Source organism: Vibrio sp. 2096 (assembly GCF_033339595.1).
GTDB lineage: Bacteria > Pseudomonadota > Gammaproteobacteria > Enterobacterales > Vibrionaceae > Vibrio > Vibrio alginolyticus.
The window spans coordinates 187,865-207,696 of the sequence record NZ_JAWOUX010000004.1; the positions used below are offsets into that span (position 1 = coordinate 187,865).

Sequence of the window (19,832 nt, forward strand, 5' to 3'; positions counted from 1 at the left end):
TTTTATCCAATTATTATAGTGGCATATCATGTTTAAAGGATATCTCTCCATTGCCGTTTGTGTCTTGGCAAGCATGTTTGCGTCTTACTCGACTGCGCAAACACCTACTCCAGAACAAATCAAAATGTTTCAGAACTTACCAGCAGATCAGCAGCAAGCACTGGCGAGTAAGTATGGCTTTAGTATCCCTTCAGGCTCTTCTTCCCAGTCTACGTCATACTCAAATCCGCAAGTTATTCAACCTAGAACTCAATTGAGTGGGGCGAGTTCTACTGAAGTAGAAAAAATATGGGATACTAAAAAAGAAGATGATGAGTTACAACGCTTTGGCCTTGAACTCTTTGCTGGCTCTCCAAGTACCTTTGCTCCGATAAGTGATGTTCCAGTTCCGGCTAATTACACTGTGGGTGCAGGCGATGAAATCATCGTGCAGTTATTTGGTAAGGAGAACGAAACACATCGCTTACGTGTAAATCGCGCAGGAACAATCAACTTTCCTTCTCTTGGGCCAGTAAATGTTGCAGGTATGCACTTTTCTGATGTTAGAGACTCTCTAACGCAACGTGTAAAAGAGCAAATGATAGGTGTTCGTAGCGATATTTCATTAGGTGAACTACGTACCATGCAAGTATTTGTCATGGGCGATGCATATAAGCCAGGAGCGTACACGGTTAGCGCATTAACGACAATATCACAGGCTATCTACTACAGCGGTGGTTTTGGTGAAAGTGGGGCACTAAGAGATATTCAGCTAAAGCGTGACGGAAAAATTATTCGTAAGTTGGACATGTATGATCTGTTACTAAAAGGTGATGCGAGTGATGATGTGCGCTTACTACCGGATGATGTTGTTTTAATCGGCTCTGTTAAAGATACAGTCTCTATAGAAGGCGAGATTAATCGTCCTGCAATTTATGAGGTTAAGCCGGGTGAAACCTACCAACAACTTATTCAAATAGCTGGTGGTTTTACTGCCAACGCGTATAAAGAACAGCTAGAAATCAAACGCTATGCAACGCATGGGACTCGTGAAGCGGTCACTCTCGATTTTAGTAAGAATCAAGATAAGCAAAGCAAAGTAAAAAATGGCGATGCTATTAAAATCTTGAAAAAAAGCGAAGAGCTTACTCGATATGTTCAAATCGAAGGGGATGTAAGACACCCTGGTTATGTAGAGTGGCATCAAAGTTTGCGTATTGCTGATTTGTTTAAATCTGTAGACTCTGCATTTAATGCCACTGCTGATGTTAACTACGCCGTTGTTGTTCGAGAAGTTAATACTCAACGTGATATCGAAGTATTTCAGATAAACCTCGCGAACGCGATTTTATCTCCTAACAGCAAAGACAATATGTCTCTACGTTCTCGTGACCGAGTTCTAGTATTCAACCGGTTCAATAACGAAGATTTAGATACACTCGCTAATGATGAAGAAATTACAAAAGCGAAAACACTCGAGCAAGCTCAAAAACAGGCGGAGATGGAGCAACAGAAAGAACAGCAACAGATGAGCTCGTCTGTTGCTATGGTTAATAACCCTGCAGGGTCGATAATCGCAGGTAGCAATGCGATGACTAGCAATAATCCGCAACAAACTAATTTCAATAACCAACAGAATTATGTTGGCTGGAACCAGCAAGCAAAAGAAGAAAGAAAAATTATTTTCCGCGGTAAAGAGATTACAGAGGAAGACTTTGAAAAGCTGAAGCAAAATACTCGTCGCACTTTGCTTGCACCAGTATTGTTACAACTCCAACAACAGTCTCGTTTGGGGCTAGCCCCTCAAATTGCAGAAGTATTTGGTGAAGTGAAGCACCCTGGGCGCTACCCGATTACTCCAAGAATGACGGTATCAACGCTGATTGAAGCCGCTGGTGGTTTGACTTATAACGCATTCACAATTAGTGCAGAGTTAGCACGAACCGCGATTAATAGTGCAGATGAGCGTGCTTATATTGATGTTGAACGGATTGATTTACGTAAAGCAATACAAGGCGGTACCTCAGACGATGCAGTTATCGTGGGCCGAGATCGTTTGAACATCTTAGAAAAGCCAAATGTGAAGCTACAAAGCACAGTAACTTTACAGGGTGAAGTTCGCTTCCCTGGAACCTATACAGTGCGCCAAGGTGAAACCTTAAGTGAGTTATTGGGCCGAGCTGGCGGTCTGACAGAATTTGCTCACCCTCAAGGAGCAATATTCACGCGTGAAGCATTGCGCTTACAAGAGCAGAAGCTCTTAAATCAATACGCCGCTGATATGCGCAAAGAAACTGCGAAGAAAACATTCAGAGCCGACAGCAATATTGGTTCCGTAATTACCGATCCACAGAAAACACTAGCATTTGTTGAAGAAGCAAGTCGCAGTAAGGCGCTTGGACGAATGGTAGTGCAGCTAAACCGTATTTTCAAAGGCGATCGCTCAGCAGATTTTATGTTAGAAGACGGCGACTTCCTTTTTGTTCCGACCTTCCGCAACACAGTTTCAATCATGGGTGAAGTTCAGGTTCCTATTACCTACTTATTGGACAACAAACTCGATGTTGACGATTACCTAAATAAAGCGGGTGGAGCTAAAAAACAAGCGGACGAAGACCGCATTTTTGTAGTTCGTGCAGACGGTTCTGTTTACAAACCTTCTTCCGGATATTGGTTCGGAAACAACCAAGAAGGGCTAAAAGCAGGTGACACGATTGTTGTGCCGATAGATACGGATTATCGCGACGCATTAAGTACCTGGACAGCTGCAACGCAGATCCTTTACCAGACTGGTGTTGCGATTAACGCGCTTAAATAACACCATTGTTAGCCTAGTAATGAAGGTTACTAGGCTTTCCTACTATTGGTTAAATAGGTGATTGAAGCATCACTTACTGTGTTAAAGTATTATTTAGAATCATCGGTAGGTACGGATTTCTGTAGTCTTCAGCATATACATACTTATGGAGGTATATATTGCATATATAACCACTTGCAATATTAAAGTCAGTTAACCTCTTTTAACGCTTCCTAATGAGATACCAAAATCTAATGTCATTTTGGCAATTCACTTAAGAGGTGAAGCAGTCAACTTAAATAACTCGAAAATTAATGTTACCTTAGCTGCGAGCAACCCCCATTTTTCGTAATCTATCTATTTGTTGATTCTCGGTATTAAAACTTGCCTTGACCTCGATACATATTACATAGTTTCCAAAGGTGTCCTCTCTAAGGATACTTATACATACTTGGAGTTTTAAACTCAATGGAATCCCAAAAAAAATCAAACTCAAATTACTTGCCTTATTCTCCTCACACTCCTGAATATTATGATGATGAGGTTGATTTACGAGAACTGTTTAGGGTGTTATGGAAAGGAAAGTTGATCATTATTGCAACCACGTTCGTATTTGCAGTAGGCTCTGTCCTTTATGCATTGAACTTACCGAACATTTATAGAGCTGATGCGTTACTTGCTCCTGCAGAGAGTGCTAGTGGTAGCAATTTGTCGCAAATGGCTGGACAACTTGGTGGATTAGCGGCATTGGCTGGAGTGAATATAGGCGCCTCGGAATCATCGCAAACTGAACTTGCTGTACAAGTAATGAGATCTCGGCAGTTCATTGAAGGTTTTATATCCAAGCATGATTTACTTGTTCCTTTGATGGCAGCTAGAGATTGGGATTTAAACAATAACAAGTTGATCCTAGATGACGAAGTATACGATGAGAAAAGTAATAAATGGTTACGCGAGCCAAAAGGTCTTAGAGGTGTTGAGCCTACTGCACAAGAAGCATATGAAACGTTTAGAAAAGATATATTTGAAATTTCTGAAGATAAAAAGAATGGCCTTTATAGCGTTTCAGTAAAGCATTACTCACCATACATTGCTCAACAATGGGTTGATTGGTTGGTGCAAGATATCAACAACGTAATGCGAGAACGAACCATTAAAGAAGCTTCAAAAAACCTTGACTATTTAAATGCCCAATTAGAAAAAACATCTATCACGGATATGCAAAGCACCTTTTACAAGCTAATTGAAGAGCAAACTAAAAGTCTTATGCTAGCCGAGGTACAAGAAGAGTTTGTATTTAAAGTTATTGATCCAGCTGTTCTTTCTGAATTGAAGCATGAGCCAAATCGAGCATTCCTGTGTATTGCAGGTACGGTATTTGGGATGATTTTTGGTATTGGTATTCTTTTTGTCTTCACTGTGCTGAAGTCCGAAGAAAAGTAATTACTCGACACTTTATGACTTTAACTTCGACTTTTACTATAGCCAGTGGCTAACAAGATGATATTGAAAAACAAAGTAATTATAAAAAACACATTTTTCCTGTACCTTAGAATGATATTGATATTAGTTGTGTCATTGTATTCATCAAGGATCGTATTGGAACAACTTGGTGTTGAAGATTTTGGTATATATCACGTTGTTGCTGGCGTTATTTCTCTATTGACTTTCGTAAATGGAGCACTTTCAACTGCAACACAGCGCTTCATTTGTTTTGAATTAGGGCAAGCTGATAATAATAAAGATAAACTAGAAAGTATATTTAATGCTAGCTTAACAATTCATCTAGTTATTGGAGTTATATTCTTTGTAATAGGGTTATCTTTAGGTTCTTGGGTTGTAAGTTCATTTTTAACAATACCGGATATAAGGTTAGATACGGCATTACTAGTCTTCTATATGTCTTTAATTACAGTGTTTTTTAACCTTATATCAATTCCGTATATTGCCAATATTATTTCTTTTGAAAAAATGGATGCATTTGCATATATCAGCATTGCAGATGCTGCTCTGAAGCTTGGCTCGGTATTAATTCTCAGTTTAATTAGTGGTGACAAACTATTATACTATGCAATATTCATCTCAATGAGTGCATTTTTAGTTTTTCTTTGTTATGTGTTTTATAATAAAGTAGCTTTACATAACACAAGAATTATATTTTCTTGGAATAAGCAATACTCTAAAAAACTGGTTGGTTATATCGGATGGAATTTTTATGGGAATATAGCAGCTGTTGTTTCCAATTATGGTGTTAATATACTTTTAAATATTACATTTGGTACTGTAGTAAATGCAGCAAGAGCTATAGCTATGCAAGTAAATAGTGCGGTATTTGGTTTTGTGAGCAGCTTACAAACGTCTTTTGCTCCGCAGATTATAAAATCATATTCAGGTAGAGATACTAAGTACGTACGCAGCTTAATATTCTCTGGCGCAAAGATATCATTCTTTTTACTCCTTTTTATTTCTATGCCAATATTAGTTCAAACAGACTATATATTAAAGCTCTGGTTAGGTAATGTTCCGGAAAATACAGAAAAATTTGTCAAACTGGTTGTAATTGATAGTTTGATAATTAGCCTTTCTGGAGTGATAATGACTACTTTTCAAGCAACAGGTAAGATTAAACTGTATCAGATCGTGGTTGGAACCGTTATTTTACTTAACTTACCCGTGTCATATTTAGCACTAAAATTAGGCGGAGCTCCTAGTATTGTCTATTATGTGGCGATAAGTATATCGCTAATAGCTCTCGTATTAAGGTTAATCCTTTTATACAATTTCGAACCGGAGTTGATCAAAGGATTTGTAAGAAGTGTCATCTTCAGGGTTGCGTTAGTTTCTTTGTTGTCATTTTCGATAAACTTATCGATATCAAGTTATTTTAGCGAAGGTATCTTTGGGTTGATTGGCGGGTGTATCATAAGCGTTATGATTAATATACTTTCAATCTATTTAGTTGGTATTGATGAAAATGAGAAGATGTTTGTGAGAAGTTTTTTAAAATCTAAGTTTTCCAAAGTGAAAGGTAGAACTAGTGAGTTGTAGAAATATATCAGAGTTAATTGTGGAACAAGGACTATGTATTGGTTGTGGGGCATGTATTACACAATGTGATAATCAGTCTCTTAAAATGCAATGGAACGAAGATGGCTTTTTAACTCCTAGACAGTTAAAAAAGTGTGATTGCTCTGGTGCTTGTTTGCAAGTTTGCCCTTTTAATACAAAGCCTGACGCCGATGTACGTACTGAAGATGAGTTGTCGAAAAAGTATATCTATGATGGTATTCAAAAGCACGACCCACAAGTGGGCCATTACATCAATACTTATGTTGGTTACTCACAAGTTCACCGACAAAATAGTTCTTCGGGAGGAATAGCGACCTATTTTTTGGAAAAGTTACTGGAGCAAGGGATTGTTGACCATGTGGTTTGTGTGTCTCGTTCAGGGACTGAAGGTGAACATTATGAATATGGTGTATTCAATAGTGTTGACAAAGTACGATCTTCATCTAAAACTCGCTACTATCCTGTAAGCCTTGGAAATGCGCTAGAGTCAATATTAACACTGGAAGGTAAAGTAGCAATAGTAGGTGTGGCGTGTTTTATTAAAGCGGTAAGGTTATTACAGCATAACGATCAGCGTTATAAAGATAAAATTGGGTTTACGGTTGGTATTATTTGTGGTGGTGTCAAGAGTAGGCACTATACAGACTATCTAGCAGAAAAATCAGGCGCGTCTAGACATAACTATATGTCACCTGAATATCGAATTAAATCAGTTGACACTAGTGCTTCTGATTACTCTTTTTCTTGCATTTCTGAAGAAAAAGAAAAATCAATAAGAATGAATAAACTAGGCGATATGTGGGGCTCAGGTTTATTTAAAGCGAAGGCGTGTGACTTTTGTGATGATGTTACGACTGAGCTTGCTGATATATCCTTAGGGGATGCATGGGTAAAGCCATACTCAGATGATGGCCAGGGCCATAATGTTATAATTATTAGAACCCAGTTAGCTAATGATATATTTTCTGAAGGTATAGAGAGGAAAAGCTTAATTGTGGATGAAGTCCCGGTTGAAAAAGTAGTTGAAACTCAGAGAGGCAGTTTCAACCACCGAAGAGTTGGATTGAAGTATCGTACTCAAGCTTACAAATTGAAGGAAACGCCACCAAAAAGATTTGCCCAAACAGATATACCAGCGTCATTAAAACTAGTTCACTATATGAGAATGGTAACTAGATCTCAAAGTTTAAAACTCTGGAAAAAATCATCTGATGCTCAAGTTTTTGAAAAGAAAATATACTATATAAGAGAGATTTTGATTTTTGTAACGCGTTTTAACCGAAAAAAAGAAAGCATCCTGAAAAAGATAAGAAACAAAAAATGAAAATAGCAATTATGACCCAGCCCCTTCATACTAATTATGGTGGACTGCTTCAAGCGTATGCACTTCAACGCTTCCTTAAAGAACAAGGCCATGATGTATTAACTGTTGACTTACCATTTAAAAAAGCTAAATTTTGGGGGATAAGAGGGATTCTAGTCAATGCTATAAAAAAATATGTGTTAAAGAAAGATATTAAAAGAGTTTTTCCAATTAATAACAAAGAAAAAGCTAGAATCTCTAAGCATACAGATCGCTTTAGACAAGAAAATATAGAAACAACACACAAAATTGAATCTGTATCAAGATTGAATGAGCTGGAAAAATATAACTTCTCTACATTTATTGTAGGTAGTGACCAAGTATGGCGACCTCAGTACTCACCAGGAATTGAAGCATTCTTCCTTAATTTTATTAAAGATCCTAGTATTAAGAAAATATCTTATGCTGCCTCTTTTGGCGTAGATAATATTAGTGAGTTTGACCACGACTTGCTCGAAAAATGCTCACATCATTTGAAGCAATTTGATGCTGTTAGTGTTAGAGAAGACAGTGCTGTGAATCTTTGTCGAGATAATTTCGGAGTTGAGGCTTTACATGTTATCGATCCAACAATGTTGCTTGAAGCATCTCAATACAACGCTTTGATAGACAAGGAAAAGCATATAGATATTCCAAAAGGAGTAATGGTTTATGTGCTCGATCAATCTGAAGATAAAAAAGCGGTTGTTACAAAGGTAGTTAGCAAATTGAACATATCCTCTTTTGAGCTAATGCCACAAAACGATTTAGATCAGTATCAACCTGTCACTCGTTGGATACAAGGTTTCCGAGACTCTCAGTTTGTCGTCACTGACTCCTTTCATGGAGTTGTATTTTCGATTATATACAACAAACCATTTATTGCAATTGGTAACTCAGAGCGTGGCTTAGCTCGTTTTAACTCATTACTCAAAATGTTCAATTTAGAGCATAGATTAGTAGACTCAGTTAACTTACTGAACGATAAATTATTAGATTTAGAGGTGGATTTTACCGAGGTTAACAAAATTTTATCTCAAAAGCGTGCTTTTGCTTCGAAATTTCTTTTATCCGCAATAAATGAGCATCAATATGTATAAAGTCTCACTCATTGTTCCTATATATAATACAGAGAAATATATAGGAAGATGTATCGACTCTATATTCTCTCAAAGTATTGATAAACTACAGGTTATATTCTTAGATGATGGTTCAAAAGATAACTCTTTATCTATCTTAAAAGACAAAGTATCTAACTACCAAAAAAGTATATCTGATAGTTGGGATATAGTAATTGTAAGCCGCGAGAATAAGGGTGTTTCAGAAACCAGACAAGAAGCCTTAGCGCTTGCAACTGGTGAGTATATCGCCTTCCTTGATAGTGACGATTATACATCATCAAGTAATTGGTTGGAGGATGTGTATACCGTTGCGAAAGGTAGAGGTTTAGATCTTGTCATTTCGGACTATACTATTGAATACCCTGACAAGCTAGAGCGAATGTCGGAGAAGAAGTCTGATAGTAATTTAGATTGTATAAAATATTTGCTTTTGGATGAGGTAAAAGGTTACTGTTGGAATAAGCTTTACAGGAGGGAAGTTATAGAAAATAATGAAATAAATTTCCCTAATGAAATAAACTTCCTTGAAGATTTTATCTTTAATATTCAGTTTTTATTATCAGCTAAAAAAATAGATTTTATTAAAGGTGATTATGTTGTTTATAATCAATGTAATGTTTCTTCTATAACTAAGAAAATAGATCAGAGTAAAATTGTAGAAGTTAAAAAAACGGCTGAAGAAATAAGTGAAAATTTAAAAAACAATGGCGTTTATAAATATTGTGAAGAATGTTTTTTAAAGTTTAAACTTAGTCAAAAAACCACATTAATTTACTCATCTCTTAATACATCTCCGAGAGAAGCATTGAGTTTATTTCCTGAAACAAATGAAGTGCTATTTAAAGGTAATATAAGTTCTCACTTTAAAATTGCAATTTTTTTGTTTAATAACTTTGGTGTTAATATGTCAATTTTATTTTTAAAAATTGTTGAATTTTTTAAATCAATAATTAAGTAAATAGAATTATTTTTCGATAGTTAACTAATCGTTTCCTTAAGTAGGTGTCATTTTTAAATTACCATTTACTATCATAGATTATTTGTATAAATAAAGAGATTTTAATGTCAAATATTTGTTTTTTTGTTGGGAGCTTAGAAGGGTCTGGTGGTACAGAAAGAGTTTCGATTTGGCTGGCAAATGAACTATCTAAGTTATCTGGCCATGATGTTTATATCTTAAGTCTTCAAGGTAAAAGTAAGCCTTTTTTCCCTGTTTCAGCAGATATCAGGTGCAGTACGCTATTTTCTACGTATGGAAGTGGGACTTTACGGTTTCCATTAATCGTATCACGTTTAAAAAAGTTTTTAAAAAACAATGCGATTGATATATTAATCGATGTTGAGTCAATGCTCGCTTTATACTCAACTCCCGCAATATGTGGCACATCTGTAAGGCACATCTGCTGGGAACATTTTAATTATAAAGTTGATCTTGGAAGAAAAACTAGACGTTTTGCAAGACGACTAGCTGCTCTTTTTGCTGACGATGTTGTTACATTGACGGAAAGAGATAAGCAGCTTTGGATATCTGGTACTAAATGCAAGGCAAACTTAGTCTCAATACCCAATCCTATTACCGTTTCTAAACCCACTGATATCAGTCAAGATAAAGATGATGTGGTTTTAGCTGTTGGACGGTTAACTTATCAAAAAGGATTCGATATTTTACTTGAAGCATGGCAGCAAGTCTCAAAAGAGTATCCTCAATGGAAATTAAAGATTATAGGTAGCGGGGAAGATGAGGAAGCTCTGTCAAAGCGCTCTGTTGAGTTAGATGTTACCAAAACAATTGAGTTTATCCCTAAAACCAACCAGATCGAGAACTATTATCTTCAATCAAAGCTCTTTGTTATGAGCTCCAGGTTTGAAGGTTTGCCTTTAGTATTAATCGAAGCGCAAGCTTATGGCTTACCAATCGTCTCTTTTGATTGTGATACAGGACCAGCTGAAGTCGTTCAAGATGGTCATAATGGTTGGTTGTGTGAAGCAAATAACATTATTGCGTTAAAAGACTCTTTAATTAAAGGTATTGAGGCATCGATGAACTCAGAACGCTATCAAGAACTAACCACGCACTCAATCAATAACTCTAAGAGGTTTAGTACAGAGACCATCTTAAGCACGTGGTTAAAATTACTTTCAAACTAGAGATAGTAAGTAAATGAGAATCACTAAATATAGGCTCTATATACTTTCTTACTTAGTAATTTCAGTAATATATGGCTTATTGCTCACATTACTGCCTAATGAACTCTTTAGAGATAGGCAAAACTATATCGTATATGCGATTGACTCAATGAAAATCATGGATCGTTATGATGGATTGGCTATTCTGACTAACGAACCATTATTTTTGCTATTAAATTCTTTTTTAAGTAACTTTTTCAAACCAGAAGTTATACCGCTAGTCTTTGTTTTTTTTACTGGGTTTACAGTTAGTTTTTTCATTCTTTACAAAGGTAGAAATGCTTTAGTTTGTTTTCTAGGCTTTTTAGCATTGTTATTCATCCCGCAGGCATTTCATATGCAACTTGTTGTTTTAAGGCAAGCATTTGCAGCCTCAATGATGATGTGGGCAATCCTGTTTTTGGGACATAAAAGATACTTTAAGTTAATTATCTTTTTACTAGGGTTCATTCATTCATCTATGTTTATAGTATTCTTTTTTGTCGTGGCTGATAGCTTTTTTAAGCAATTAGTCTCAGAGGAGATTATACTTCGATCTTTATTTTTGTTTACTATCTCCATAGGAATTAGCTTGTTAATCCTTCCTGTTGCTCAATTATTAGCATTGAGACAAGCAACTGAATATAGCTCAACAATCACGGGTGTTGGAGGAGGGAATTTTGTTTTATTTAGTGGTATTTTAATCATGATACTTACACAGTATAAGAGGATATATCTCAATGATGGGCATTATGTGATAGCAATATTAGGGCTTTCCATATATCTAGGTATGTATTTCTTTAGCCCTTTTGCTGGAAGACTAATGGTAAGCTTTCTTCCATTTATAATTTGCCTTTTATGTTATTTTAGTAATATGAGAGCTCTAATATTAATGGTTACTTTGATATTCTTGAATACTACAATATTTAAGCAGTCGATAGAAAGCGCAAGTTTGACGAGAGAAGGTGTGTTCTTTTTTAATCAATGGTAATTACATGAAAGTTTTGCTAGTTATTACTGGGTTAGGTGTGGGAGGTGCTGAGAAACAAGTATGTGATTTAGCCGATACATACTCTACCTTCGGGCATGATGTCACTATCCTTTCTATGCATGGCGAGCCCCTTTTAAAGCCTCAATCTACATCGGTTGAGGTACTGTCACTTCGGATGGAGAAAAGTTTACTCGGAGTTGCCTCTACATATTTGAAAATAAGAAAAATTATCAAGAGTTTCGCCCCTGATATTGTTCATAGTCATATGGTCCATGCGAACATACTTATGAGGCTTGTTAGAGTTACGACTCCTATCAAACGTCTCATATGTACCGCTCATAGTAGTAATGAGGGAGGGAGACTTAGAATGCTGGCATATAAACTTACTCAGAAGCAGGGGGACCTATTGACTAATGTCAGTGAAGAAGCTGTCGAAGCTTTCATAGACAAAGGTGCGTGTAGCTCTGATCGTATCATCGCTCTTCACAATGGAATTGACTTAAATAAATATCGCTTTAACAAAGAGACGAGATTCGCTTACCGAAGTGAAATCGGTGTAAACGAAGATGAAACCTTGCTCCTAAGTGTTGGTCGGCTAACAGAAGCAAAAGATTACCCCAACTTACTGAACGCGTTTTCATCCCTTTTATTAACAGAGCGCAAGGTAAAGCTTGCCATTATTGGGGACGGTGACAAGCGCCAAGAGTTGAAGATATTAGCTGAAGAATTAGGTATTGAAGATAAAGTAAACTTCATAGGGCTTAGTCACCAAGTTCCACAATGGATGAGTGCCGCTGATATCTTTGTTCTATCCTCTGCTTGGGAGGGGTTTGGACTTGTTGTTGCTGAGGCAATGGCAGCAGAAAGAGTTATTGTTGCTACCGATTGCGGTGGTGTGGGAGAAGTTGTTAGTAAATACGGTTTCCTAGTTCCCCCACGAGATTCTCAGGCCCTCTCTGGAGCAATCAAGCAGGCTCTTGATATGTCTGAGGATGAAAAGCAGACCTTAGGCGCTAAAGCGAGAGAGCACGTTGAGCAACATTATTCACTCATAGCCATTTCTAAAAAGTGGCTGAATCTATACCAATCCCATAATAAATAACTACCTTATTTCTCGGAGTATAGGGTGCCAGCTAAAATATTACATATTATTACAAAGTCTGAGATCGGCGGAGCTCAAACCTGGGTCAAGGATCAAGTTACACTTTTAGGAGATGAGTTTGAGCACTTTATTATTACAAATAAATCCGGGTGGTTGACGGAAAATACCACTGTAAAAAAACAATTCTTTGTCCCTGAAATCGAGAAAGGCTTCTCACTTAAGGCATATCTAAAAATAGTCGAGTTTATAAAACAAAACCGTATCGATGTCGTTGTAGCAAGTTCTGCAAACGCAGGACTTTATGCGAGATTGTTAAAGGTGATGGTTAAAATTAGAGTGGTTTATGTTTCTCATGGTTGGTCTTGTATATATAATGGTGGGAGATTCCGGAAGTTATATATAACAATAGAAAGAGTACTTTCCTTTTTATCCGATAAAATCCTTTGCGTATCTGAAAAAGACAAACAGGATGCAGCTAAAATCATTGGCATAAATGAAAACAAATTAATACACATACGAAACTGTGTTTTTCCGCGAAAAGTACAAAATAAAGAAGTGAGAAGTTGCTTCAAAGTTCTTTTTTTAGGTAGGCTCGCTTATCCTAAAAGGCCTGATTTGTTGATAGATGCGATTTCTCAGTTGCCTAGTGTAAGCCTTGATGTAGTTGGTGATGGTCCTCTTCTTTCCCAATGCTCTAGGCCCGAAAATGTTCATTTTACCGGGGCTATAGAGAACTTTGATAATTTCTCAGAATATGATTTATTTGCACTAATATCAGATAGTGAAGGTATGCCAATGTCAGCTCTTGAGGCTGCATCGACGGGACTACCTTTGTTATTAAGTAATGTTGGTGGGTGTGGAGAGTTGATAACACTGAATGGTTTGTTAGTCGAGAACGATTCTGAGGCCATACTCAAAGCTATACACGAAATCAAAAATGATTACTCAGACTACAAAGAGCAAGCTGAGCGTCGTTCAGTTGAATTTGATATAAAGAATTCTTACGAATTGTATAAGACACTATATATCGGAATTTAGACACTTGAACTTTTCCATAAGCGGAAAGACAAAAAGCAACATACTCAGAAATGGGAGTTGTTATTTTTAAGATAATATGGGTTGTATTAGCGTGATTACCGAGGGACTCTGACGGGCGAATTGCCTAGGATCTTTATCGTTTCTGCATAACAGGTTTCCGTATGGGATTCTCAATCAGCAATCCTAATTACTCTGTAATTATCAACGATTCGGGCTCTTTACTCGCAGGGCTTCGGTTTTAACCTCATCCCTGAACCATACTCCCTAAACTGTGGACTGGCTTATTTCTATCCCGAGTAGCTTTTTCAATTGAGTTGCGATTGAGTTTGTCCCAGGTGTGGATTTTCTAGGGAGAAGTTGCAAGCTTGTCTTCCTATAGCTGTTGGTTGGTACTCTACATATCACTGAGCCTTCTAAGGCGTAACTCAGGAACTAGGCTCTTTTTGGAAGTTATTGAAGGAGAAGGAGCATTCGACACACTTTTTACCCTGAGGTTAGTTGGCTCAATAAGTTCTATCCCCAGATTCTCACAAGCTCTTTGCATTTGTGATAAGTAGCCAGCGCTTTGCCTCGAATATATCTGCCTTGTCGATGTTCAGAGCCTTAAATAGCCCCCCTTCTTTCAGTTTGGTTAAGGCTATATTCGATCGTTTCGACTTAAAAGCCTTTGTATTAATTTCATTGTTAGTATCACCAATGATTAGAAAAAGTTCAGAAGTAGCTTATGATTTATGGAGTCAAGTTTAGGGCCTGCACGTCTTACTACCCTCACTTCAATAGCAAATGTGAGCACTCCCAGAAAACTTATAAAAGTGAGTTTTATCCGACTATAGATGCTTCGGTGCGTATTTCGGAGCATTCTGAACAGCGGAAACAAGCGTTCGCAATCACCGAAATACGCACTTCGGGGGACGGGAAGACCTAGAGTTGTTGTTATCTGAATAGTATCACTACTATAACTGGGAGTTGTCAGATGGCTCTTTAAAAAGCGTTAACCCAAACACCTTTGTCTGACGCCTAACGAAGTACAGCAGTGCTATCAGATTCTGTAAAGAGAGGTTCCAAGAACAGAATTATAAGCTCGTACTTCAATTCAGAAAATTGAAACCTTCTTTATATGAATTACAAATTTGAGTATAAGGCTTAACGCCCCATGCCAAACAAAACTGTTTTTATCGTAAGAAACAGAATCTTCACTTCCATCATCCAGTTTTGGTGTTTGATGTAGTAGATATCGTATTTATGCTTCCAAATAGCATCTTCTACCGATGCGCCGTAAGGGTATTTTACTTGGGCTAGACCAGTTACCCCAGGTTTAACGGCGTGACGAAAGCGGTAGTAAGGAATGGCTTTTTCCAATTCAGAAATGAACACCTCGCGTTCTGGGCGAGGACCAACCATCGACATCTCTCCCTTTAGCACATTGATTAACTGAGGGAGCTCATCTATTCGAGTTTTACGAATAAAACAGCCGACTTTCGTTACGCGAGCGTCGTTCTTGGTCGCCCATTGGGCACCGTTCTTTTCCGCATCGTTTCGCATCGAGCGAAACTTAAGCACTTCAAACTCTTCATTATATTGGCCAGTACGACGCTGCTTAAAGAATACTGGGCCTGGTGACTCAAGCTTGATAAGCAGTGCCGTAATAAGACCTACTGGAATAGCAACCCACGACAGCATAAAAACAAACAAGAGATCGATGAAGCGCTTTTGCCAGCTGTTCTTACGATTAGAGAGGATAGAAAAAGCTTTTTGGTGTAAGAAGTAACCACTATGCAAGAGCTCAGTTTCAGTGTAGCCAAGTGAACGATCAAAGTAGCTCACTAAAGGCTCAACCCAAGCACCTAGTTCTGTCGCAGCTACAAGAAACGCTTGCTGCTCAGGGTTTAAATGTGAGCTTTTGAAGTGGCAAAGGGTTTTACTCTTGAAATCCCTAAGGGCATAGTTGTTAACTTGTGCGTTAATCTCAGGATGTCTCTTAAGCACTTGAGCAATCTTTGCTTCGTCTTCTTTCGGACAGTAGATATAAAGGCAAGCGTCTGTTTCACTTGCGGATAACTCGTCCAATGCTGATGTTATGCTGATAGAATTATTTTTAGTTAATTCAGAAGCTTCTCGTTCTTGAAGCGTGTCGCTCATACTGTCTGTCATAGGAATGGAATAAGTTGTTTTCGACTAGCCAATTGCTTACAAGTCGGCGATTATAATTTAATTCGTATAGAAATTATATCCCTTAATCCAGAACATGCTTGTAACTTTGTTAATTTTCTTGAACCTGAGTCCTTACTTATGGCTTGTTTTTGAATCTTGACGTAACTATATCAATGAATTCGACAAACTATGTTTGCGATATCTTATGTTGCCTCGAAATTAAATGATTATCTAATTCACTATATTACGCAGTTATATCCGAGGTTGATTAGTTTTTGATAAAGCGCTTTTTTCGAATCTTCCTCACCATGTATAAGGTGAACCTCTTTAGGAGGAGTAGGAATGGCAGTTACAAATTGTAGTAAGTCGTTCATATCGGCATGCGCAGAGTAGCCTGACATCGTATGAACTTGAGCTTTCACTTTCACGCGCTTACCTTCAATCAATACACTTTCTTCTCCATCCTGGATACGCCGACCTAAAGTCCCTTCCGCTTGATAGCCAGCAAATAGAACATCATTTCTTTCATCAGGCAGTAAAGCTTCCAAATAATTGACGACACGGCCACCTTCACACATTCCGGAGGCTGCAACCACGATAGCGGCTTCTGATGTACTTGCGAGACGGTTAACGAGCTGTAAATGGTCTGCGTGGCTTTCGATCGTAATGCATTGGTCAAACGCGAGAGGGTGTCGATGATGATCGAGTCGCTCTTTCGCTTCTGATCCCCAAAGTTTTTTAAATTGGCGATAGGTATTGGTCACCTTTTTAGCCAAAGGAGAGTCGAGAATAATAGGCAGTGAATCTTGCAAAGCGTGCTCATGTATAAGCTGCTCTATATCAAAGAGTAACTCTTGGGTTCTCCCGACACTAAAAGCTGGTATCACAATTACGCCACCATCCCCAAGGGCGTGCTCAATAATAGAAAGTAATCGCCTGCTGCGAGACTCTACATCCTCGTGAATTTTATTGCCGTAAGTCGACTCGATAAACAGGTAGTCAGCTTTTTCCGGTGATAATGGATCCGGTAGGAGAGGTGTGTTGCGAGGTCCCAAATCCCCAGAGAAAACAACAACCTCTTGGTTTGATAAATGAAATTCAACATATGCTGAGCCTAAAATGTGCCCAGCAGGTTGAAAGCGAAGAGAAGTACTCTCTTCTATTTCTACGCACACTGAGTAAGGACAAGGACGAATAAGTGCTCGAATAAAATCGAGCACTTTCTCTCTTTGATGACGTCGCATACCCAATTGGAGCTTTAAACCATCTTCTAACATAAGCGGCACGAGCTCAGCGGTGGCTTCCGTACAGTAGATAGGGCCCTTATAGCCAGCTGCTAATAGCCAAGGCAGCCTACCAATATGATCGATATGAGAATGGGTCAGCACTACCGCTTTGAGATGAGCGATAGAAAAGTCGATACCCCAACTCTGCTGCTGAGCATTGTCTTGGCCTTGTAGCAAACCACAGTCGATCAGCACACTTCCATTTTGTAACACGAGCTCGTGGCAAGAGCCAGTAACCGTATTTTTCCCACCGTGGTGCAGTACTTTCATAACAAAACGACGCTTTTACCTTTGCTAGCTTACGCTTGTGAATATCTATTTTACACATAGTCAAACCTCACTATTTGGCAGTGATTTGGTAAATCGCTCAGTAGTTAGGGTAAGCAGGCAGATAGTGAATAAGTGAGCGTATTGTAGGCAAGCAAAATAGGAGAAAGAAAATGGCAAAACTGAAAGTTTAGAGAGACTTAGATATTCGTCATAAATTTGACTACGTTTTATTGCAACCGCTTGTGATGCAATTCATATTATTGCAACTATTTTCATTTAAGCTTTTGAAATCAGCGTCACTGGCGGTTTAGTGCTCGCTGCGTAAATGGGTGTCTGATAATTATAATTTTATAAAACACGCCACATTTATGGCGGCATAAGTGTCAGAAAAAAGACATTTTTTTGTAATATTTTTACGCGTTCTACTTTTAGTTGCAACGTGTTTACTATACAATTCGTCTCCTGTTTGGAAATGCAACCGTTCACATTACGTGCAAAAACTTGCTTCTAGGAGCCAGACCTAGGGGCGGTAGCGTGCCCAAATCACCGTTGAAGCCTCCTTCCTAATAAAAGAAAGAGGTCAAACTAAAGAATTTTCAATAATAATAAGCACCTAAGTGCATTTCTGGCAAGATTGATTTATAAAAAACGAGAACTATTACAAATTTATGTAATTCCCTTTTGTCAGAGGGATGCTCAAAGCTAACAAAGTGGCGAGCGAATGTTGGTTAGGCATAGGTTACAATTTAAATCTCCATTTCTCATACCTATCAAAACCAAGCACTAAGCGTGTAGAAGTAGTTAACTATCGACTCAAACCGTCAGTTAGCATATACAAGCTTTGTATTTGGCCTGCCTATAAAAAGCTGTGAACCCGTGACTGTCATGAGCGAGTATCGGGGTGATTCAGTTACTTACATATTCAATATTAAAAATTAGCGTTTGCTGTGCGTTACAACCCATGTTGTCTAATGTGGTTTTGTCACGCCAAAAAATCACCTGCTTGTTCTTAGGTTCGGCTTATTCAGATATGAGCGAAAAAGAATCAGCAGTATCGGACCTGTGATGCAATGGAATCCGTAAAGGGAATCAGTCGGATGCGTTATAGATTTACCTCAAACTTATTTAATAACACAGTTGGCTATCATGAATAATGCATATTTATTTGTATTTATTTTGTCGTTCGTTCTACTTTTTGTTATGCGCAAGATCGCTAAGCGCGTAGGTCTAGTAGATAAACCCAATGCAAGAAAGCTTCACCAAGGTGTGGTGCCACTTGTAGGAGGGATCTCCATTTTCTCTACTATACTGGTGGGGTTCCTTCTGTTCTTACCAATGAATGACAACCTATCACTCTACTTATCTTGTTCGGCTGTACTCATCGTGCTCGGCGCATTAGATGACTATTACGATGTAAGTTTCAAAATTCGCCTTATTATTCAAGCGGGAATATCCCTTGCGATGATTTACATCGGGGGCCACAGCTTACACGATTTAGGTTATCTAATGGGAAGCGAAACCATTGCCCTGAATGAAGTTACTGGCGCGGTGATCACCGTAATTGCGGTAATAGGCGCCATTAACGCATTTAATATGGTTGATGGTATAGACGGCTTGCTGGGCGGGTTAGCCTCGGTCACCTTTACAGCATTAGGTATTGTGTTTGCCTACAACGGAAACGAATACTTAGCCACGATCTGTTTATTGATCGTGACTGCTATGCTTCCTTATATCTTCCTGAACTTAGGTTTCCCACTAGGTCGTCGCTTTAAGATCTTCATGGGTGATGCAGGCAGTATGTTCATCGGCTTTACCGTGGTCTGGATGCTAATTCGTGGCACGCAAGAACCAGGAGCTGTAGCCTTCAAGCCAGTCACCGCTCTGTGGTTAATTGCCTTACCATTGATGGACATGGCAACCATTATGATTCGCCGCGTTCGCAAAGGTCAGTCACCATTCCAACCAGACAGAGAGCATCTGCACCATATTTGCCAACGTATTGGGCTTTCACCTGGTGCAACGTTAATTTTCATCTGTTCGATGGCATCGATTTGTGCCGCTATCGGTTTATGGGCTGACTTTTTTGGTGTTAGTGAATCGATTATGTTTGTAGCGTTCCTGATTTTGTTTGTGTGCTATTTTTCGGCAATTAGCCATATTTGGCGTATTTCGTCTTGGTTTAATAAGCTATTTCATGCTGTAGGACTGCGTTGTACTTCTAGCTTAAATAAGTAAATAAAAAATAAGCCTATTGGGTGGGAATCAAAATAGGTCAAGTCAAGGACCTGCGGGTGGTTAGTAAAGTTGGCCATCTTAAAATGGATAAAATTTTCCCAACTTAGTTCAAGCTCTGAGGTGAAAATGGAGCTACTGTAGCATCCAGCCATTGATGTAATGGGCCTCAAGGCTATACGATGAGCGCGACGGACAGAAAGTATAAGACATATTGGCAAGCTCCAAATCTGGCATAAACTCTATCGTGTAGTTAATTGCAATACTCATTAAATCATTGCTGGCTCT

At 38.3% G+C, this 19,832-nt stretch carries 13 protein-coding genes and 3 pseudogenes; 13 read left to right on the forward strand and 3 right to left on the reverse strand.

Translation table 11 applies throughout. The features are described 5' to 3' along the window. Window positions 1-28: 28 nt before the first annotated feature. From R7Q41_RS24490 to R7Q41_RS09690, 12 genes and pseudogenes are all read left to right on the forward strand, one after another. A pseudogene (locus tag R7Q41_RS24490) lies at window positions 29-1,528 on the forward strand (SLBB domain-containing protein); the annotation flags it as partial. A gap of 120 nt (window positions 1,529-1,648) precedes the next feature. Continuing rightward, window positions 1,649-2,797: pseudogene (locus R7Q41_RS24495) on the forward strand (SLBB domain-containing protein); the annotation flags it as partial. 447 nt (window positions 2,798-3,244) lie between these two features. Then, a complete protein-coding gene (locus R7Q41_RS09645; RefSeq protein ID WP_222132971.1) occupies window positions 3,245-4,219 on the forward strand; it encodes a Wzz/FepE/Etk N-terminal domain-containing protein in 975 nt (324 codons plus the stop codon). Window positions 4,220-4,375: 156 nt separating this feature from the next. Beyond that, window positions 4,376-5,824 carry an MATE family efflux transporter gene (locus R7Q41_RS09650; protein ID WP_206959404.1) on the forward strand — a complete coding sequence of 483 codons (1,449 nt, stop codon included), beginning with the start codon at window positions 4,376-4,378 and terminating at the stop codon, window positions 5,822-5,824. 19 nt (window positions 5,825-5,843) lie between these two features. Then, window positions 5,844-7,169, forward strand: coding sequence for a Coenzyme F420 hydrogenase/dehydrogenase, beta subunit C-terminal domain (locus tag R7Q41_RS09655; protein ID WP_206959401.1), 1,326 nt, complete (start codon window positions 5,844-5,846; stop codon window positions 7,167-7,169). After that, on the forward strand, window positions 7,166-8,287 hold the full coding sequence (locus tag R7Q41_RS09660; RefSeq protein WP_140278273.1) for a polysaccharide pyruvyl transferase family protein: 1,122 nt from the start codon (window positions 7,166-7,168) through the stop codon (window positions 8,285-8,287). Before R7Q41_RS09655 ends, R7Q41_RS09660 begins: the two co-directional genes overlap by 4 nt. Next, entirely contained in the window at window positions 8,280-9,266 is a 987-nt protein-coding gene (locus R7Q41_RS09665) for a glycosyltransferase family 2 protein (RefSeq protein WP_222132970.1), read from the forward strand. Before R7Q41_RS09660 ends, R7Q41_RS09665 begins: the two co-directional genes overlap by 8 nt. Before the next feature lie 104 nt (window positions 9,267-9,370). Then, window positions 9,371-10,456, forward strand: a complete 1,086-nt coding sequence (locus tag R7Q41_RS09670; protein WP_206959396.1) for a glycosyltransferase family 4 protein — start codon at window positions 9,371-9,373, stop codon at window positions 10,454-10,456. Between the two features lie 13 nt (window positions 10,457-10,469). Then, window positions 10,470-11,465, forward strand: a complete 996-nt coding sequence (locus tag R7Q41_RS09675) for an EpsG family protein (protein WP_206959395.1) — start codon at window positions 10,470-10,472, stop codon at window positions 11,463-11,465. A gap of 4 nt (window positions 11,466-11,469) precedes the next feature. Next, window positions 11,470-12,567 (forward strand): glycosyltransferase, encoded by a 1,098-nt coding sequence (locus R7Q41_RS09680; RefSeq protein WP_222132968.1) that lies wholly within the window; start codon window positions 11,470-11,472, stop codon window positions 12,565-12,567. A gap of 24 nt (window positions 12,568-12,591) precedes the next feature. After that, complete coding sequence (locus R7Q41_RS09685) at window positions 12,592-13,605, forward strand: glycosyltransferase (RefSeq protein WP_222132967.1); 1,014 nt, start codon at window positions 12,592-12,594, stop codon at window positions 13,603-13,605. Between the two features lie 703 nt (window positions 13,606-14,308). Continuing rightward, window positions 14,309-14,739: pseudogene (locus R7Q41_RS09690) on the forward strand (hypothetical protein); the annotation flags it as partial. A gap of 9 nt (window positions 14,740-14,748) precedes the next feature. On the opposite strand, the gene R7Q41_RS09695 reads toward R7Q41_RS09690, so the two are convergent. Next, window positions 14,749-15,756 (reverse strand): sugar transferase, encoded by a 1,008-nt coding sequence (locus R7Q41_RS09695; protein ID WP_309474422.1) that lies wholly within the window; start codon window positions 15,754-15,756, stop codon window positions 14,749-14,751. 239 nt (window positions 15,757-15,995) lie between these two features. After that, window positions 15,996-17,312, reverse strand: coding sequence for an MBL fold metallo-hydrolase RNA specificity domain-containing protein (locus R7Q41_RS09700; RefSeq protein WP_258645160.1), 1,317 nt, complete (start codon window positions 17,310-17,312; stop codon window positions 15,996-15,998). 1,146 nt (window positions 17,313-18,458) lie between these two features. Here R7Q41_RS09700 and wecA point away from each other — a divergent pair. After that, window positions 18,459-19,547 carry a UDP-N-acetylglucosamine--undecaprenyl-phosphate N-acetylglucosaminephosphotransferase gene (wecA, locus tag R7Q41_RS09705; RefSeq protein ID WP_258645158.1) on the forward strand — a complete coding sequence of 363 codons (1,089 nt, stop codon included), beginning with the start codon at window positions 18,459-18,461 and terminating at the stop codon, window positions 19,545-19,547. Between the two features lie 132 nt (window positions 19,548-19,679). On the opposite strand, the gene R7Q41_RS09710 is transcribed toward wecA, so the two are convergent. Continuing rightward, a complete protein-coding gene (locus tag R7Q41_RS09710; protein ID WP_318144479.1) occupies window positions 19,680-19,814 on the reverse strand; it encodes a hypothetical protein in 135 nt (44 codons plus the stop codon). Window positions 19,815-19,832: the final 18 nt, after the last annotated feature.